The organism is Picrophilus oshimae DSM 9789, assembly GCF_900176435.1.
GTDB lineage: Archaea > Thermoplasmatota > Thermoplasmata > Thermoplasmatales > Thermoplasmataceae > Picrophilus > Picrophilus oshimae.
Window position 1 is genome coordinate 25,844 of the sequence record NZ_FWYE01000004.1, and the last position, 20,028, is coordinate 45,871.

General features: G+C 28.4%; 18 protein-coding genes. 9 read left to right on the forward strand and 9 right to left on the reverse strand.

Translation table 11 applies throughout. The features are described 5' to 3' along the window. The first annotated feature begins 1,168 nt into the window (after window positions 1–1,168). The 3 genes from B8780_RS06625 (at window position 1,169) to B8780_RS06640 (ending at window position 5,925) form a co-directional block, all read left to right on the forward strand. The gene (locus B8780_RS06625; protein ID WP_084273097.1) at window positions 1,169–3,889 is read left to right on the forward strand and encodes an alpha-L-rhamnosidase; all 2,721 of its coding nucleotides are present in this window, start codon (window positions 1,169–1,171) and stop codon (window positions 3,887–3,889) included. Next, on the forward strand, window positions 3,879–4,886 hold the full coding sequence (locus B8780_RS06630) for an aldo/keto reductase (protein ID WP_084273098.1): 1,008 nt from the start codon (window positions 3,879–3,881) through the stop codon (window positions 4,884–4,886). The genes B8780_RS06625 and B8780_RS06630 overlap by 11 nt, the downstream gene beginning before the upstream one ends. 718 nt (window positions 4,887–5,604) lie before the next feature. Further along, window positions 5,605–5,925, forward strand: a complete 321-nt coding sequence (locus B8780_RS06640) for a hypothetical protein (protein ID WP_084273100.1) — start codon at window positions 5,605–5,607, stop codon at window positions 5,923–5,925. Between the two features lie 212 nt (window positions 5,926–6,137). Here the strand turns inward: B8780_RS06640 and B8780_RS06645 are convergent, their stop codons facing one another. The 9 genes from B8780_RS06645 to B8780_RS06685 all read right to left on the reverse strand — a co-directional run bounded on the left by B8780_RS06645 (window position 6,138) and on the right by B8780_RS06685 (window position 12,070). Further along, a complete protein-coding gene (locus tag B8780_RS06645) occupies window positions 6,138–6,383 on the reverse strand; it encodes a hypothetical protein (protein ID WP_084273101.1) in 246 nt (81 codons plus the stop codon). A 20-nt stretch (window positions 6,384–6,403) separates the two neighbouring features. Further along, window positions 6,404–6,853, reverse strand: a complete 450-nt coding sequence (locus tag B8780_RS06650; protein ID WP_084273102.1) for a hypothetical protein — start codon at window positions 6,851–6,853, stop codon at window positions 6,404–6,406. 699 nt (window positions 6,854–7,552) lie between these two features. Further along, window positions 7,553–8,908: an MFS transporter gene (locus tag B8780_RS06655; protein WP_084273103.1), complete on the reverse strand. Its 1,356-nt coding sequence runs from the start codon at window positions 8,906–8,908 to the stop codon at window positions 7,553–7,555. 209 nt (window positions 8,909–9,117) lie between these two features. Continuing rightward, window positions 9,118–9,495: a hypothetical protein gene (locus B8780_RS06660; protein WP_153274229.1), complete on the reverse strand. Its 378-nt coding sequence runs from the start codon at window positions 9,493–9,495 to the stop codon at window positions 9,118–9,120. A gap of 11 nt (window positions 9,496–9,506) precedes the next feature. Further along, window positions 9,507–9,899 carry a PIN domain-containing protein gene (locus B8780_RS06665; protein WP_084273105.1) on the reverse strand — a complete coding sequence of 131 codons (393 nt, stop codon included), beginning with the start codon at window positions 9,897–9,899 and terminating at the stop codon, window positions 9,507–9,509. Window positions 9,900–9,977: 78 nt separating this feature from the next. Further along, complete coding sequence (locus B8780_RS08405) at window positions 9,978–10,106, reverse strand: antitoxin VapB family protein (RefSeq protein ID WP_084273106.1); 129 nt, start codon at window positions 10,104–10,106, stop codon at window positions 9,978–9,980. A gap of 192 nt (window positions 10,107–10,298) precedes the next feature. Continuing rightward, complete coding sequence (locus B8780_RS06675; RefSeq protein WP_084273107.1) at window positions 10,299–10,838, reverse strand: hypothetical protein; 540 nt, start codon at window positions 10,836–10,838, stop codon at window positions 10,299–10,301. Beyond that, complete coding sequence (locus tag B8780_RS06680; RefSeq protein ID WP_084273108.1) at window positions 10,831–11,430, reverse strand: hypothetical protein; 600 nt, start codon at window positions 11,428–11,430, stop codon at window positions 10,831–10,833. Before B8780_RS06680 ends, B8780_RS06675 begins: the two co-directional genes overlap by 8 nt. 418 nt (window positions 11,431–11,848) lie before the next feature. Further along, a complete protein-coding gene (locus tag B8780_RS06685) occupies window positions 11,849–12,070 on the reverse strand; it encodes a hypothetical protein (protein WP_084273109.1) in 222 nt (73 codons plus the stop codon). Between the two features lie 1,534 nt (window positions 12,071–13,604). Here B8780_RS06685 and B8780_RS06690 point away from each other — a divergent pair. From B8780_RS06690 to B8780_RS06715, 6 genes are all read left to right on the forward strand, one after another. Further along, a complete protein-coding gene (locus B8780_RS06690; protein ID WP_084273110.1) occupies window positions 13,605–13,955 on the forward strand; it encodes a hypothetical protein in 351 nt (116 codons plus the stop codon). A 1,397-nt stretch (window positions 13,956–15,352) separates the two neighbouring features. Then, window positions 15,353–16,465, forward strand: a complete 1,113-nt coding sequence (locus B8780_RS06695) for a hypothetical protein (protein WP_084273111.1) — start codon at window positions 15,353–15,355, stop codon at window positions 16,463–16,465. After that, window positions 16,462–16,986 carry a hypothetical protein gene (locus B8780_RS06700; RefSeq protein WP_084273112.1) on the forward strand — a complete coding sequence of 175 codons (525 nt, stop codon included), beginning with the start codon at window positions 16,462–16,464 and terminating at the stop codon, window positions 16,984–16,986. Before B8780_RS06695 ends, B8780_RS06700 begins: the two co-directional genes overlap by 4 nt. Further along, window positions 16,977–18,092 carry a hypothetical protein gene (locus tag B8780_RS06705; protein WP_084273113.1) on the forward strand — a complete coding sequence of 372 codons (1,116 nt, stop codon included), beginning with the start codon at window positions 16,977–16,979 and terminating at the stop codon, window positions 18,090–18,092. The genes B8780_RS06700 and B8780_RS06705 overlap by 10 nt, the downstream gene beginning before the upstream one ends. A 105-nt stretch (window positions 18,093–18,197) precedes the next feature. Further along, window positions 18,198–18,428 carry a hypothetical protein gene (locus tag B8780_RS06710; protein ID WP_084273114.1) on the forward strand — a complete coding sequence of 77 codons (231 nt, stop codon included), beginning with the start codon at window positions 18,198–18,200 and terminating at the stop codon, window positions 18,426–18,428. Window positions 18,429–18,492: 64 nt separating this feature from the next. Continuing rightward, on the forward strand, window positions 18,493–19,818 hold the full coding sequence (locus tag B8780_RS06715) for a hypothetical protein (RefSeq protein ID WP_153274230.1): 1,326 nt from the start codon (window positions 18,493–18,495) through the stop codon (window positions 19,816–19,818). Window positions 19,819–20,028: the final 210 nt, after the last annotated feature.

Sequence of the window (20,028 nt, forward strand, 5' to 3'; positions counted from 1 at the left end):
TCGGCAGTTCTGATGATCCAATAATAAATTCGCTTTCAATTTTTAAACCTGGTTTTGTGCTTCCCAGATACTGAATGGATAATGATAATGTTAGAAGGAAGATCCATGAATTATTGCATGGTGGATATTTTACGATATCCTGGCTTTCCGGAAAACAATTGAGAGTGTGACCATGTTCATGATTGAAAACAGGCTTAGTTTTAGAGATTTCAATGACCGGATAATAGAATAAACATTCAAGAAAGGTAACACTAATCACATTTGGCAAAATACTGTATAATAAATGCAAGAAGCTTGGAATTCAGGTTATTGAGATATAGTTTAATGAATGGATCGGTCTGGATTCAAGCTCAACATTCCTTGTTGGATTACTAAATGCACTTCATACATATAAATTAGAATTCGTTTCCAGGGAGAGGCTTGCACAGGAGGCCATTGAAATGGAGCGTAATATACCTTTTTTGTATTTTAAGCCCCTTAAAACGCAAATTTGAGGGTGTTTATTCATCTTTGACTATGCTTTCATTTACCTTTACTCTGGCGTTGCACTCTGGACATCTCGCAATTTTCTTTAAACCTGTAAAATACCATTCATAACCGCATTTATCACATCTTATCAAAATGCCTTTTGGTTTCCTTTGTATTGGTATATTCAATTTTAAAGAACTTTAGATTGTTATAGTAAATATATCTACTAAGAAGATCTATTTATAATATATTTATATTCTATTCCATCAACATTCATCCTTACTATCCTTAAATATAATCCATTATTCATTTTTATCATTTCATAGCCATTGGCCGTTCCAGATTTAGTGCATACAGTATTCTTTTTTTATTTTGGAAACAAATGGTATATTCTTCCCCGCAAGCAATTTAAATCTCCCTTAATTATAGTAATCTAAATCAAATACCAATATTGACGAGTACAGCATTTTATTATCAATATTTTTTATGATATTATCAAACAGTGACGAGTCATTTACATTTAGCATATGATATTAATGCATTCAATGGAACTATAAATAGAAATACAATTGCAGAGACATATATTTTCTTCTATTTGATATTTCTTTATAATCAATGAAACCGTTTATAAATGTTTTAATAAAAGCATTCCCGGACATATACGGATTAGAATTAATATTTAATTAATGATTAACTAGTTATGGAAAGTATTATAAATAAACCTATTAAGGGCAGAACAAATTTTGTGAAAGAACCATTAGGTATTGATATAGAAAAACCTTTTTTTTCATGGGTACTTACCTCGCAAACAGATAATACTTACCAGACTGCATACAGAATAATTGTATCTAAAAATGAAATTAATTTGATTAAAGAGGTAGGAGATGTTTGGGACACAGGAAAGGTGGCATCGGAAAAAAATTCTTTTGTATATTATAACGGTCCACCTTTAAAAAGTTTCACTAAATATTATTGGAGAGTGAAATGGTGGGATAATCATGGAAATGAAAGTTCTTTCAGCGATATATATTCTTTTGAAACAGCTTTTGTTGGAAAAGAAATGTGGGTAGGAAAATGGATTTTTGTAGATTCAATGGTCAGAAAGGAATTTAATATAAATAAAGTTATTAAAAGTGCCAGAATATATATAAGTGCTCTTGGATATTACGAGTTAAGAGTAAATGGTAGAAAAGTGGGAACAAAAGTGTTAACACCTCAGTGGACAGATTATAGGAAAAAAATTCTATATTCTACTTATGATGTAGCAGGTGAACTTAGAAATGGCTTAAATTGTGTAGGTGTTATGATAGGTAATAGTAGGTATACGACGGAATATGGATATGACGGTAAACACCAAGTTATAATGGATATACTATTAGTATATAATGATGGTGAGACTGTACATTTTGGTACTGATGAATCATGGAAAACTTCCACAGGACCAATAGTATATGATGATATATACAATGGAGAAATATACGACGCACGGTTAGAGCAATATGGTTGGGATTCACCAGGATTTGACGATTCAAAATGGGCATTTTGCAAATACTCTAATTCCAAACTTGGAAAACTTGTTTCTGATGCTTTATTCCCACCAATAGAAATAGTTGGAAATATAAAGCCAAAATCTATTATCTATATAGGTGAAAATAAATATATAGTAGATTTTGGTCAAAATTTTACAGGATGGGTTAAAATAAAATTGGGATATTTAAACAAGGGTGACAAGGTAAAACTTAGGTATGCAGAATTGCTAAACAACGATAATACACTTAATACCGGTCCAAATAGAACTGCAAAAAATGAGGATATTTATATATCAAAAGGTAGGGATAATGAATTTTATGAGCCTAGATTTACGTATCATGGTTTTAGATATGTAGAAATTTCTGGAGATAATTTAATACTTAACTTAGATAATATAGAGGGAAGAATTGTACATAGTAATGTAGAACCTGTTGGTAGTATTGTATTTGACAAGGAAAACGATATACTAAATCAAATACATAAAATGGTTTTATGGTCACAGGTAAGCAATTTGATGGGAATTCCTACAGATTGCCCACAAAGAGATGAAAGGATGGGATGGTTAGGCGATTCTAGCTTAACAGCTGAGGAATCTATAATGAATTTCAATATGTATGGTTTCTATATAAAATGGTTAAGCGATATAAAAGATTCCCAACTGGATAGTGGCGAAATACCGGATGTTGTACCTCCTTTTTGGCCCCTATATCCAGCAGACCCAGGTTGGGGTGATGAGTATATTTCAATACTATGGGATGTATACAGATACTATGGAGACAAGAACATATTAGCTGAGTATTATCCATATGTTAAGAAATGGCTTAATTTTCTTCTTAGTAAAATTGAAAATGGCATTTTAACATTTTATAAATATGGTGATTGGTGTCCACCTAAAATGGTTAAGCCTTTAGATACGCCGGGAGAGCTATATGCCACGTCAATCCTTTTTAAGGATTTGGGTATTATGTCTCAAATATCAAAAATATTGGGAAATAATGATTACCATGATTATGAAAATGATATGAAAACTATAAAAAATGCTTTTAATAATAAATTCTTGGTAGAACGTGATGAAACATTTCCACCATTTCTAAATAGGCAAAGGTATGGTATACCAGATAAATTACATATTATATATTATGGTAATCATGATTATGGAACACAAACTTCTCAAATTTTACCTCTATATTTTGATATGGCACCATTAGAAATCAGAGATAAAATATTTAATTATTTATTAAATGATGTTGTAATTAATTGTAGTAATCATTTGAACACAGGAATTTTTGGTACTAGGTATTTACTTCAAGTTTTATCGGCCTTTGGTCACTCTGAAACTGCATTTAAAGTAATTACACAAACTAGTTACCCTGGCTGGGGGTATATGTTAAAAGAGGGTGCCACAACTTTATGGGAAAGATGGGAGTTCTTAACTGGAGGACCTTTACATGAATCCGAAAAAAATTTGGCTGAGAGTGGTATGAATTCTCACAACCATATTATGTTTGGCACTGTTGATAATTGGTTCTTTGATACACTTGTAGGTATAGTTCCTGATGTAGAAAATCCAGGATTCAAAATATTTAAATTGTCTCCACATTTTATAAATGAAATTAAAATGATCAAATTTGCATTTAATTCGCCTATAGGCTCTATTCATTATAAATTAGAAACCATAGAAAATAAAAAAAGACAAATTCATCTCCATGTGCCTGTTAATTCCAAATGTAGATTAGAATTAGATAAGAAAGAAGTGGCAGAACTAATATCAATAAATAATAGTAAATTATTGAATAATACTATAAATGAACAAGATAAAATTACATATGAATTTGGTTCGGGCAATTATGAAATAACAATAAAATTAAGAGGTGAAAAAAATGAAATATAAATTTCTTGGAAAAAGTGGTATAAGAATTAGTGAGTTGGTAATGGGTGCTATGACATTTGGAAATGAATGCGATAAAAAAACTAGCTTTACTTTATTAGACAAATTTGAAAGCGAGGGTGGAAATACAATTGATACAGCAAATGTTTATTCCAATGGAAATTCAGAAAGTATAGTTGGCGAGTGGCTTAAATCCAGAGATAGAGATGATTTTATTATAGCAACTAAGGTAAGGTTTCCGATGGGGGCTCAACCAAACAACGCTGGCATAAGCACTAAACATATTAGAAGTTCTTTAAAGAAATCTCTTGAGAGATTGCAAACCGATTATATAGACTTATATCAAATCCATGCTTGGGATATGTATACTCCGTTAGAAGAATCACTTTATACTCTATCTGATTTAGTCGATAAGGGTTTAGTAAATTATATTGGGGTTAGTAATTTTAAAGGTTGGCAACTGCAAAAAGCTATAGACATTTCTGAAAAGTATGGCTTTAGAAAGATAATATCAATACAACCTCAATATAACCTCTTAGAAAGAGGAATAGAATATGAAATTAAAGATGTTGTTGAAGAGAATGGCTTAGGTGTAATTTCATGGAGTCCTCTCAGAGGAGGATGGTTAACAGGGAAATTCAAACAAAATGTTAAGCCAATAGGTACTAACACTAGAGTGGAAAGGTCTAGTGCTATAGACCCAGGTGAGGCATGGGAAAGGTATAATAATGATAGAACATGGGAAATAATTAAAAAAGAAGAAGATATTGCAAACAGAAGAGGTGTTACTGTTTCTCAGGTTTCTATTAACTGGGTAAGATCACATAAATGGATCACTGCTCCAATAATTGGGGCAAGAAATCTGGAACAGCTGAAAGATAACCTTTCTTCTCTAAACTGGGAACTTGATAATAATGAAATAGAAGAATTGAATCATGTAAGCATGATGAAAAATTTCTATCCATATGATTTTATAGAATGGGCTGTTAAGCGTAGATAATCTTTGAAGTATTGGTGCTAAATGTAATTCCTTATTCATTGAAATCATTGCTGAAATAATCACCTCTTTATTTTATGAATTAATATACACAAGGTTTATTGATTCTATTATGATAGTATAAATTATTCTGAGCATTTATAAAGATATCTTTAGTTGAATATCATCTTTATTTCATTCTTATATTTATCAATACTTTATATTAAATTGATTTAGCTAAATTTATTATATTAAAATAGCTAATTATATAATTCTAATAATTTATTATTTTTCCAATATTTAGATATAGTCATACCAAGTAATATTTATAGAATAATTTAATTTTCAATTAGTATGAAAATATGAAAAATGGTGACTGGAAAACAATGATCAGCAATCTAGGAGATTTTCTTGCTGAAAAAGAGACGTTCAAGAAGATGTTGATAGAACTATTTGACCAGTCAAAACTTAAATTGGTAACTATTGACTTTGTTTCTTAATCATGAAATTTTACGCAATAAAAATCCCTTGTTAATAATATGTTTACTGTGCTTTGGCTCAAATTCACCACGTCTTGCTTCTCAGTACTTATGGCTTGCTCATGGAACATCATTCTCACTTGCAGATTGGAATTTAGGGGGCTTAAGAGGTAGCTTGAGATTAAATAATCTCTAAACTTTTGAACGAAAAAATCAGGTTCTTTTAATATCATTTTCTAATACTTATTATAATAAGTGAGATCATGAAAGACAAGAACAAGGATTTGAGATATTATTCATTCGCTTATTTATTTCATCAAAATGGCGGTTTCAAGGGAATATTCCTTTCTAAAGAATCTTGGGATTTTTATATTTCAATCGTAATTATCGCAACTATAATCTATTTCCACAAACTCCAGCCAATGAGTTCGGCAGGGATAATATTTGTTATTGGTCTAGATGTTGCCCTTTTAGATCTAGTTTTGGCAATATATGCGATTATTTACTCTATACAGGATGAAAACTATCTTTCTGCTCTAATAGCTTCTAAAAACTATCAGTACCTATTATTCCAAACTTCCTGAACTTCGCTTTGGATATTTATATCGATACCATTATTCGGCTTCATAGAGCTAATTTTTTATAACTTAATAATTCAAGCGTTGGCATTCTTTGCAATAATATATGGCTTTTTAGGCACTTTTATTCTTATAACGCAAGCTTTAAGGAAAATAGCTGTAATGGCAGCAAGAGTGATAAGTTAAGGAAAAGTTGGGAGGATGCAGAGAATAAATAATCATAAAAACTCCTTAATCTTTTCAATTAATTTTGACATAACAGTATCATCTCTGTTTCCTTTTTCGTCCACAATCTTCTCTTTCTGCTTATTTCTCCCTTTAGACGAATTAAATACTTGTTTCTCGCCTTCTCTCTCACCTTCTATTTTCACTTTAAGCTTCTGCATTTCAGCGAGCTTTAATCCTCCTTTTACAATACTTGATTCCTTATTTATGCCTCTATCAGAACTGTTAGAGAGTTCCACATTTTTGCTATTGGAATCTTTTACAATTTCCTCAAAATTTTGAATGTTTCGATCTGGATTGTCAGGGTAAGAATTATATTGGAAAAGCAAATTAGTATAATTTTTTCCTGCGCATTAAGGAATTCATCCATCGCCTTTGTATCCAAGACAAAATCTATGTCTAATTTTTCGGCTTTGATAGGCTCTTCGCAAATCTTCGCAATTACATTAAGAACCTGCCTTTGCCCTAAAGCTCTTCCTTTTTGTTCTATAAGAATATACTTGGCAAAAATAATGAAATTAGAATATCCTATGATTGGTGGATTGTTGGTTTTTTCCTGCGTTATACTATCATTATCTATATTAAATGAATCTATTTCCTTCTCTTTTTTAAACTTTACAATTTGTCCGGAAACGTATTTAATGTTTTTTACTGTATTCTCCTTAAAGTTATGTATTGCATATTGATATTCTTCCTCCGCATTAAGCAAAACGACCCTCTTAGATTTATATATTTTTTAAGGGATCAAACAATGATTCAAGCTTCCTATCGTTTCTTTCCATGGCAGTTCATATGGTAGACTCTTGCATTACATTGCACCCAATATTAATTGAAGACTTTAATTCAATATAACACTTTCTATAAATGAGCTCATTTTTAGTTCTGACATATAACTCCAAACCTTTTCCCTAAAACTGCTATTGTGTTACGACCGGTTCATAACGAGGTAATATTTTAGTTCTTAGAGATCAAAGTCCATCACCATACAAATGATTACACTTGAAAATAAATTTTTGGGTTGTGTTTTTAATCCCTCTATCTAATCTTGAAATGACACTTACACTATTGACAATAAAAGATCTTTAAATCTATAGCTTTCTTTTACTTTTAACCTTGCAATAATTACTGCTATTAACGGTATTAAAACAAAATTAATAGCTCCTATATTCACTTACGAACTTGCTTTCATATTCATTAAATTCATCTAGGATATTTGCATTTATATCTATGAACTTATATTATCGATGCTTCGCAGGACATATACTATTTATTAATTAAAAACCTAAAGGCTATATTCAATATAAATCCTAAGGTATCGATTAAGTTATTATTTTTTATGATTGTGTGTTAATAAAATAAATATATTTTTGTTTAATATTTGCCATCACTGAACTTGCACATAATATTATTAAGTCTTCCAAGTGCCTAATTCTAACATATTTCTTACTTCTTCCAATGACTTATCATTTGTATTTGGCAGCATAGTGCTAATAATAAGTACTATTACCACAAAAACTATTACTATAGATAAATATCCGGTATCCTTTACTGTGGCCAATAAAGCTGGACCAGCAAATAACCAAACAGCACTTGCAAGTCTCATATAAGACCAAATTTGACCTTGTACGGTAGTCCTAATTTCTGTTGGCCACATCTCAACTGACCATGTGCGTATTATTGGAGAAACCATGGTTGATAATGTTCCAAATCCAACTAGGCCTATAAATCCCAAAATTGGATTAACCAAGAAACTTGCAATAGCTACAACCACGACAAATACAACCGCTCCGGCAAATATAGGCGTGAACGCCATATTACGTGAGTATTTAATATTATAGCGTGACCACCAAAGTTCAAATGATATGGCTATAATCTCCAGTACCCATTCTACTATAGTTATATCTAAAAGCGTTTTTATTCCTAATCCAGGAAAAATAAAAATAGTAAATGTTCCAAATGTACTTGCATATAGACCCCATGAGATATATAATATTATCATCAATACAAAATATTTTTTAAATTTCCCTTTTTTTAAAAACTTAGAAAAAGTTAATGTTTCTATATTATTTTCTTTATTTTCATCTTTTGTATTTTTTTGTTTAGTATATGTTTTTGTCAGTTTAGTATACTCATTTTCATGGCCCTTAATCAGGAGCCAGCGTGGAGATTCAATTACCTGTCTTCTTGTAAGGAATACAAAGAAAGCTATCACAGCTATTATCCACATAAGAATCCTAAAACTGTAAACGCCTGCATGGAGGTCGGTGACAGCCAAATCAACGGTATATACAAATGGTATTGCCAGAACCCACATAGTATATGGAATAGCAATAGCGAAATTTCTACTTTTTTTTGGTGAAAATTCTGCTATCATACTCCAAGACGTTGGAACATCAGCCCCTAACGCTATTCCAGCAATAAAAAATACAAGAATGAACATAATTGGATTTACACTAAATCCATCTATTAATGCGGCCACTGCCATCAAAGCCATATCCCACATAAAAATTATTTTTCTACCAAATTTATCACCCCATCTTCCACCAAAAAAAGCCCCAAAGAAAACACCAAAAGAAAGAGAAAAAGGTATAAAGCCCTCAATAACAACAGACATGTGAGGAAAATCTATAAGTAATAGCGTTATTACAACACCTGCAGTAACAAACAAAAAAGCGTCTAGAAAGTCAGCCATCCCCAAAGATAGGATCCATTTATATCTCTCCTTATCCAATTTAGCTGTGTCCCAATTTTCTAAACTATCCATGATAAATATAAAAAGTAGAAATATAAATAACAAATTCAAGACATGTCCATAGATATGTACATATAAAGAGACATATATAAATATACTTTATATTAGAATATATTAAATGACTTATATCAATATACACACTTACTGAATTTATCCTCTTTGAGTGCAAGTCAAGATACATAGGTTCTAATGTTTTATCGGCAAGTTTTTAAAGTATGCTTTTAACTGTATCCCCTCCATATCTTTCTAAGCTCTTGAAGTCTCTTTTTTGTTGGTGGTAATGATATAAGTCTATCTTTGATTGGTTCCCATATCTGCACCACGGATGTGTCCTTAGGATAATAGTTCAGATGTTCATTTATTTGCAACTCGATTTCATCGATTAGTTTTTTGATAAATTTAGTGCTCCTGGATCTATTAAGCTCTTTAAGTTGGGAATCCTGTGTGTTGCTTAGCTCTATTTCCTTGTACGTTTGCTCTATATTCTCAAGAACAAGTTTATTAGCATCATAAATTTGTTCGAAGAAGTCCGGAATTACTCTCATCTCATTACGATTGCACTTTATGTAATCTAAAATATCACTCTTCCTTGTAAGCATCTTGCCAGAGTTCAGATCGTAAAGATACCAGAAATGGAAATCTTCTCCATACTTGTAATAAAAGAATATTCCAGATAATTTATTTTTTTCAATCCACTAAATACACTGTATGGCATTTTTTCTAGTTCCTCAACACCTTTATTCTTTAAGAAATCCTTAAGCGGCTGGTAAAACAATTCACCTCCTCCAAATATATCTCTTTCCAGTTCTGCAAATACTTTCTCATCCTTATCTTTAATCCTTCTGATGATTCCAAAAACTTTTGGGTGTATCTCTTCGCCAAGTACCGATTCGTCAAGGCCTACTGCCTCATCAAAATTTATTACTGACAGACCATTAAGTAGTCGAGAAATCTTATGCCTTTCCTGATCCTGTTTTATGCTAAGGCCAATTCCAACAAACACTTCAAAAATTGAAATGGAGGTAACCGCAATAGTCCATCTGACTTTTCAATTTCCTCTGCTTTTTCGATTGCCTCTTTGTTAGATTTCATTAATATTTGTCCTATTTGCAAGCCTATATATAACATCTGTAAAACTTTCATTTCTAGACTTTAGTTTGGATAGCCTTAGATACGCTTCATCAGAGATAGATATGTTTTTACTTCCCATCTACTCACACACATACGTGTGTGAAATATAAAGTTTTTTTCCATAGTAACCCATAGAGTTTTATTTTTACCTAAGGATTATATAAGTAAAATTTCCTAAAACTTTGAAGTTGCTCAAGGTAAGAATATTTACTATAGCCACTATAATCGATACTATTGATACTAAAATAATATGATATATATCTATTGAAATTCATAATAATTCTGATATTACTATCGACTCGCTATTGGCATCATAAAATAAAATGAAGTTAAATTTTCCCAATGTAATAAGCACGTCCTTTCCTTTTAAATTGTTGATATTCACAGGAATTGACCATCCTGGATTAAAAATTATGCCCTTGATCTCAACTTTATGATTATTTAAGTCTGTTCCTATCATCTTAGCTGCCGTTATTATACCTATTATGTTTGTGTTGCCAATCCTATTGATCAGATTTGGGGAATAGTAAATCTGATCTATGGTAAGAAGTTCAGCTTTTTCATACGAAACAAAAAAACTGGAGAATAAGATATTCATCTGTTCCGGTACTTTTATTTGCATATTCACCTTCTCAATTTCATTCTTCAATATTGAATGAAATAGTAATTTATTGGTATCAATGTTTATTATATTATCAAGCAACGGCGAAATAGGCTTAAGTAAAAAAGTACTTCTATCAGACCTAAGTTTCAATAATGCATCTCTTACTGTTTCTACCCACTCTGTTCTCTTATTTGACCCTTTAATCATTTTTAGTACCCAGCCTTTGTGATTCCATAATTATATTATTATACTGTGCTATTTGACTAATATTATTATTTAATCCAAAACACATTCTCACGGGATTGTCTATCACCATAAAGTTCCTGTTATCGTTGGCAAACAAAATTGCAGTGGCCAAAAAAACACCCATACCATTTACATGAGTTCTTAAAGATGGATTACATATATTATTTAATCTTCTAACAACATCGTTTATATTAGGCAAACCATTGTTGATATTATATACCAAATCTTGAAGTACATTTCTAAGATTGGGATTTTGGGCAACTGCCATATCTGTTCTCTGCATATTATTCCAGCTACTATTATTTGCCTCAAGAATAAAATCGCTTAGCATGTTTTGTAATTGGTTTCGTGTAATATTATTTATAGCTGATGGAAATCTACCAGCCCATGTTAAAAATAAATTATGCGCTGCAATAAGGTAATCATGTATTAATATATCCTGGGGATTCATAAAATTATTATTTATTATATCTCCTATTCTACCTAATATATAATTAATATTACAATTATTGCATACATTTATTTTTTCCCGTAAAATAGTCTCATTAATCATTGTTATAACCTCTTCCTTAGTTCTACAGATACAATAGATTCATCCAATAATAATATTTGCGACTCCATGGTATAATATCTGCCAATCTTTTTCTTTATTAATGTGATTAATCCAAGGTTCTGTAAATAGTTTACGCTTTAAAAGAATCCTGATTTGCTCATTCCCTGTAGAAGAATGTTATTATTTGTTCGATACCTCTGCATACGCCTTGTTTGTATCCTGATTCTTTATCAGAGATGCAAGTATTAAAAGATCCCTGTCTCCAAGGTTTCGTAAGGTTTCTCCTTCGATCTTAATATAAGCCTGTTTAAATCGGACCGCAAGATCCGTACTGCATTGAAGCATTCATATGAATTCAAGGTGTGGGAATACATGGATACAATAAGATGGAGACATCATCAATCATCTTGTTTCATCTCTACGTTTTTCTATTTCTCAAAGCTTCCCTAAAAGCCAAGGCGTAGAAATATGACCAGACTCCAGCGAATATCAAGAACCAAAAGCCGAGGAACGCTATAATAAAGCTGTGCCAATATGGGTGGTACTTAACCTCGGCCGAGGCCAAATAAAGTGAAATGGGAAGCGATATAATTGCACCTGGCAAGACTTCTAAAATTATTTTCATTCTTCTCTTAACCATCTTCCCATTTGTATACTGTACTTAAATAAAAATATTTCTGAATCCTTTTTCTGATGTTAGAAAATTCATCGTTGAAAAAGGCCTTCAAAAGGATTAATGTTTTTCATTTCAGATTTCTTGAAGCATAAGTTATTTTCATCATACTCTCTTTGTATTGATAATTATGAATTGAGCAATCCATCTTTGTGAATTAGGTTTTGTCCAAATAAATGCAGTGTTACAAAAATCAGGGGAATTTACTTCCTGCGAGAGAAATCCGAAAAAAATTGACGGCTTACAGATACCTTACCTTTTGTCCTAACAAGATTATATTCATAAATTCTACCAGTGATTGCATAAAAAATGAGAAAAATGTCCTGCAAAATGGTTAATAAATTGAACTTTTATAGGTATGGCCTGGTCCTGATCTTATTAAGCAAAAATTTGTAAAAATTACTTTCAAAAAATTTTATATTATTTTATGTAATTAATAATTATAAATATATTTAATATTTATTATTTAATAATTTTAATTTAACTATTTAATTTATATATTTAATATATTAAACTTTTTAAATATATAAATTAAATTAATTTTAAATTATAATTAGATATTAATTATTTATTAAGGATATTTAATTATTTTATTTGTAAACAGATAATAGTTATAATATAAATATAATAAATTGATAGTATTTATTAAATTAATACATGTTCATTAAATCAAATTTGTTTTCATCTTTAAATAACGATGTATCCAATGAGATAATAATGCGTAAAACAGTGCCATCTTAACATTTTAATTTCAAATTATTAAGCCTTAAATATTAATATTATAATAATTTTCATATCATTGAACCGGTTTTTAATAATATTTAAGCAAAAACACCGTATAACGTTTGTTATACTGCATTATTTGGGATATTTTTTAGAAAAATATGGTTTTATGGATTATATACATGGAATATTTGAGGGTATTAAGAATAAAATTATATATTTTATACAGTAATGCATATTATGTATGATAAATTTATAAACAATTTAAGGCCCTTATTTTTATTAATATGATAAATTAATCATTAAATTAACAATATGAGATAGCTATATTAGTGTATATATTATGTGTATTATGATTATTATATATAAATATAAAATAATTTATTAATTATATAATAAATTAAAATAAAGTATACTGTATTATATATAAATAATTTTAATATTAAATATATTTATATAATTATAAGATATAATAAATAATTATAAATTAAATCTTAATAATTATATTATAATAATAAAATAATATTAAATTTTTTAAAAGTAGAATTTAGTTATACTGCATTATTTTAAAATTGCTAATTTTACAGGGTTTTCATAAAAATTAAGAAAATTACAACAATAAAATATTTAATTAAAATTTTATTTAAAGCTGTTAATTTGTATGATATTTTTATATACGTTTTTGTATTTAACGTTTAAGAAATTAAAATATTAAATACACTATTTAAAATTTAAATTTATATGAATTTAATTGCATCGTGTTAATGAGGTGTAAAATATGGAAAAAGGGAATATAGATATTCAAAAATTATACAATTTGATTTTAGAACTGCGAACAAAGATCAGTAAATATAGGGAATTATTTTCCAGGAACGAAGAATCAGTCAGATATGCTTTGATAGATCCATTACTGCAGGCATTGGGCTGGGATATTACTGATCCTGATGAAGTTATACCAGAATATTCTACCGATGCCGGAAGACCAGATTACTTGTTAAAAAAAGACGGAATAGAAATTGCGTTCTTGGGTGCTAAAAAACTTTACGTATCTGAGAATTTGATGCAATATATTACCTATTGCATCTCTCAAGGTGTGAGTTATTTTATAAAATCTGATGGAAGTTCATAGGAAATATATGATATTTATATTAAAGGAGACCTGGAACATAAAAAAATTTTATCTTGGAATATAGAAAGAGACACCATAGAAGAAATAGTTAGGAAATCATTAGCTTTAGCAAAACCTTTAATTTATGTCTCCAAGAATAAAAATAAGGAAACTAAAATTAGTGAAGTTCATTCATATATCCATATAGGCCAACAAAAAAATGAAACTCTTACTATTAATACTTCTCAAAATATAGGTAATGGAAAAATAAACATTAATATTGATGGTAGAACGTTAACATCAGTTAATAATTATGTTGACGTACTTTATCAAACCGTTGAATGGCTCATCAATAATGGTTATATAAATGAAAACGATCTTCCAATTAAAGTAGGTAATAAAGGGAAAAATAATTTAATAAGTCAAAGTAATGAATGGCATGGCCTAACGTGTAGAAAACTTCTAAACGGATGGTACTTATTAACAAATTTTGATAGTAAGAGTATAAAGAGATTATCACAAAAATTAATGGAAAAATATGGAAAAGGACATAAACTAGAAATAAATGATATAATCGTGAAATAATATCATTAAGAGTAAGCTTTGATTTCAAACAATTTACATCATGATTCCATCTATGGCTGACAATTCAACTTTTGACCACTGCTTTAACTCCAATATTACAATATTTTTTTGTTATTGCGATCCCTGCCAAGAAGTATTGCATCTATCCGTTTTGCGCTGTATGGGAGTTCATATTCTATTATAACCCATATGTTAAATAATTTATTTACCTGAAGCTTGTTCTTAACAAACTGAAATGAATTATTCCATGCGTTTATCTCGCTTTATGAATATCTTTTATTAACTGTTTAGCAGAATTTCATATAAACGCATCATGATAGTATAATTATTTTATATTTAAATTATTTTTATATTTTATTCTATATTTGTATTTTTCTGTCCTATTATTATTTCTTACCTATTTAACAAACCTGTGCATTTTAATTTTATTAATTTTACAAATATTTAGTTATATGCTATATTATGTGATAATAACAATTTAGTCTTTCTAATTTCCTATTTATCTTTAATAATTTATTGGTATTATATTTGATATTTTTATGCTGTCTCAGCATTGTTGAAATTTAATCTTTTTATCTATTAAAATGTTTTGTCATTTAAAAGAATTTTATTATTTCCAGAGTCTATTATATAGTTTCATTTTTATTACTTTAACAAGTGTATATATCTCATTTTACCAAATCTTATTTATATGTATTATAAATTATGTCCATCATTATTATATTGTATCATTTAATGAATCACAAAAAATTAGAATTTTAAATTTTTCAGGAATTTTATTATATATAAAATAGTCAAAATTTTTTTATATATAATAATTATATAACATAATTATGATAACCTGTAAAGCCAGTAAGGAAGATTTAATTGATTTTGTTAATAATTATATATTGCCATTAAAAAAAATTAGTTATAAACTTGTTTCTTATGGTAATTATTTAAGAAGAGAATTATCTGGTGAGAGCATTGTTTCCATTAATGATAATCTTAAGAAATTGGTGCTTGGTGGAATTAATCAATCTGGTGTATTACAAAATAGCTTATCTGAATTCTATAAAAAATATTTTGGCATTGGTTTAACAAAAAATGATATAAACAGGTATATAAATTCAAACGGCAATTTTGAAATCCAGAAAAATATAAAAATTTCATCAGATATTAATGGCCTTGATATAGACGATCCATATAAAAAGTATATAAGCATGTTTTATATAATAAAAAATATAGATAGTGATTGTAACATAATAATTACAAAGGCCAGTTCAAAGGGATTTAATCTTAATTATATGGATGAAAATCTAAATGATAATTTCTATTTAGGTCTTGTTAATAACCCAAATAATGTTTTAGCACTAATAAAAGATTTTTACAATGCATCATTAAAAATTCTTCCAACATATAATGGGTACTCAATGTTTTTAAGATCAATAACGAACATCCCTAAAGATTATGCTTTTGAGGCATATAAAGGTCTAAAAAATAACTTAAATAGTTTAAGTGGAATTCTTGATCTTGAAATTAAGCCAATAATAAATTTAAATATTGAATACATAGAATTTATATTTACCCAGAAGGATGGATTATCAGATAATATTTTAAAATTAATTGGTGATATTTTTAAACTATCTAATTTTATGCATGAAAATTCAGGTGACTTGTTTGAAGGTATAAAATCTGAGTTTGAGATATATTTAAGCAATAGTTATAATTCATTAAACGGAATAATTGATGATAATGCGAAAAAAGTTTTAAAAACAAGTGAAACAAGGTTAAATGTCGATTCCAATGGATTTATAGATAGTTATAACTTAGATTTTCCTAACATGCATATTTCTGAAGTTTTAAAGTCTATTTCACCGCTTGCCTTTAGCGGATGCATTCTTATACATAAAGATTATAATAGCATACATATTAGAAATAACTTATATGGGGTGATAAACCTATGAATGATAAGAAAGGTGAAGCATATAATAATATTAATAAAAATAATGAATCCGGTAATCAAAATAATAATCAAAAAAATGAAGAAAATAAAAAATTTTGGACAAATACTAGTAATAAAATATATAATAAAGAAGATCAGATTAAGGTTCCTGATGTACATATTTTAAATATAGATTCAATTAATTGCAGATATGTTAATTTTAGTGATAATTTAATTAAACATACTAATTATAAGGATATAAAAATTCCATATTTAAATATTAAAAATTATATAAACATTAATATAAAAAATTTTCAGTTTAATGATGCAATATTAAGCAATAATAAAATAAATAAAATTATAATTCCCAATTTTCAAGTAATTACACCCACATACATTAAATTAAAAACATTCACACTCAATGATTTTATAATAAATAATAAAGTTAATACCTTTAATGTTCTTATTCCAAATTTGAATACAATTAAAATAAGGCCAATATGTATATATGGTGATGTTCATTTAATTCTAACGTGTATCTAGAAATTAAGATATCAATTAATACCAATACTGCTAGCATTTCAAACGTTTCCTCCCCGAATGGTAATAGCTTCTATGATGACCTTAAACTTCCATGGGATGAAAATAATGACCCGTTTAATGCACTAATAAATAATGCAAATAAATTTTTAATAATTGCAGTTAATAATAAATATTCTGAATTTGTTGCCATAAATTATAGGGATATATACAGAATTTATAATGGTGGATTTCCAGAGATTGAAAGGGTAGAAAATATAGATGAACTGGAAAAAACATTACAGCAGACAGGCGAGCATAAATTAATTATTGTTAAAGATACTGAAAAATCAGATCATTTAGAGAAGATAATAAATAACATACCATACCAGCAGAGTGGATGCATAATCCTTGGTACCGATGACGTAAATAAATTTAGGGAGTATAATTCCAGTATCATAATTATAGAGGATGATAAATTTAAAAAAATTGAATCATACGAGGATAAATTAATTAATGTTGTATCGGGCTTTAATTGGAATACATCTAATAATATAACATTTTCAGATTTTGCAACAAATTTCGAAAAAGCTATAACAAATTTTGATGACCAAATAGAAAAATATTCTAATAGAAATTATTTAAAAAAGCTCTTAACAAAAGAATTATATAATGATATAATAAGAAATTGGGACTTATTAATTAATACGAATTCTGAAAATGCAAAAAATGCCACATATATCCATGCAGGTATGAAGGGATTTATCTATGTTTACAAATCTAATAATGGATATGATGAAATAAAACTTGAAGATAAAAATAAAAACGAATCTGATGTTTATGTTTTAAGTGATAATACAGAAGAATATTATGAGGCTGAAACATTCTTTGGAAGGGGAGACATATCTGCATTGATAACAAATAAAATAAAAAAATATATAAACCATAGCGGTAAGCTTATTTTTTTAATGCGTAATATAGATATTATCAGATATTTTTATCAATTGAGAGATACATTAAATGCTTTTAAAAACTATCAAAATTTTCCAGAAATAGACATATATGGATTTAATTTTAAAGATAATACTGTAATGCCAATTAGAAAACTTGTTAATTATTTAAATAAATAATATTATGGTTATTCAATTTAACCAACAGCAACCAAATTCAAATAAATTAATTTATATAATTTTAATTTCCAAAATTTTATATGCATTAAATAATTTATATTTATTATGTTAATTCCGGCTATAGGAAAATGTGACAGATGTGGTATAGATTTTGAAAGCATAAATACAGGTATTATGTTTACAATGCAGGAGGCACATTTATACTGCCCAAAATGCAAGAAATACTACAATCTTTGCAGAAACTGCAGGAAGCTTGGATGCCCATCATGTGGATCAAGGCTTCTTGATATGTGGGAGTACGAAAAGGAAATAAATGGAAGGGATGTACTATTTTAATATTGTATAATATTTTTATATACTATAATAAAAAAATATATTTTATATTAAACAATTATTAATTATGTACCATATATGCAATATTATTAAACAGAATTATAAAGCTTTGATTTCACAAGACATTATAAAAAACCTTCAGGGTATGTATAATACAGGAAACAATATATTTTACATGCCTGAGGTATTTGAGTCCATATTTAAAAAGGAGGCAAGCCTGAAATATGCAATCATGGAATCATTGGACAATTATAATCCGTTAGGCGAATTAAATATTAATAGTAAATATCTGGATATCTACATAGATAAATTAAACGGCATAGAGACCAAAACCTGTGTAACAAAATATAATAAGAACCAGATCGATAATTATCTATTGTATTTAAATAGGCTTATCCTTGGTTTTATGGTTACATACAATACAGAACTGGATATTGCAAATTTATTAATAAATAATAGAATGAATCCCAATCATCAAAAGCGTGGATTTACAATAAACAGATTAATTATGGCAAGGATAGCACATCAAAATGCAGTAAATGGAACAGGGTACGGTGTTGGAAAATATCCTTATAAAATACCAAAAATAGCCAGTTTAATAAAAAATGAGTATCAAAAAGAAAAAGAGGAGTTTTACAAAAACTATATAAATAATTATTTTAATAATGATTTAAAAATATTTTTTAATAATATAGGATTAATGGCTTTTAATCCTTTTGGTGGTTCAGATATATTGAATCAGGCCGGCTTTAACATACCACAAAATAATATTGACCTTAGTAATTATAAACCTGAGGATAAAATAAAATATAAAATATGGAAATATTATAGAGATCAGGGATTTCTAATCGCCGCTGAGGCATCGCTTCTTAATTCCTCCACAGTGCAAAAAGGAATATATAAAAATGGGATGCTGATAAACACCAATGAGGCAGATATAAAAGCAATAGATTCTATGGGACCTAAACTAAGAGAGAGAATTGAAGAAATTTATGGCACTAGAAAATCACCAATAACAGGAAAATATATAATAGATTTTGCTGTTTTAATTAATGGAAAAATAGCCGGAATAGAATGCAAATCTGATTATACAAAAATGGATGTAATGCAGCTAAAATCATACTATGATTCAAATGAGCTTGATTATTTATATATAGCCGTGGGTGTTGATTCTGGTGATAATCCAAACAATATAAAAAACAAAATAGATTCAATTTTAACATCAAACAATTTAGACAATGTTGGAATAATTTTGGTAAATAATTCCATATACATAGGAAAAAATGCAAGGTTAATTAATAATGCGAATAAATACCATAAATTAATGCCTGTTTCAATTGTATCACCAAAGACAAAAATATATTCATTCAATGAAATTCCTGGAAACTTTTAAAATAAAATTTTAATTATTACGCATCTATCATATCATTTATGTAGGCGTATGACTGCGGTGCCCGGGCATTATTTAATATACCTTTTTTCAGAAATCACTGCCTTTTTTGGTCTTCTGATTTATGTGCAGATATCATTGAAATACTAAGATCAGCGGCATTAATGCCTAGGACTAACAGCGTATATTTTTCATTGAAGTCATCGATATTTT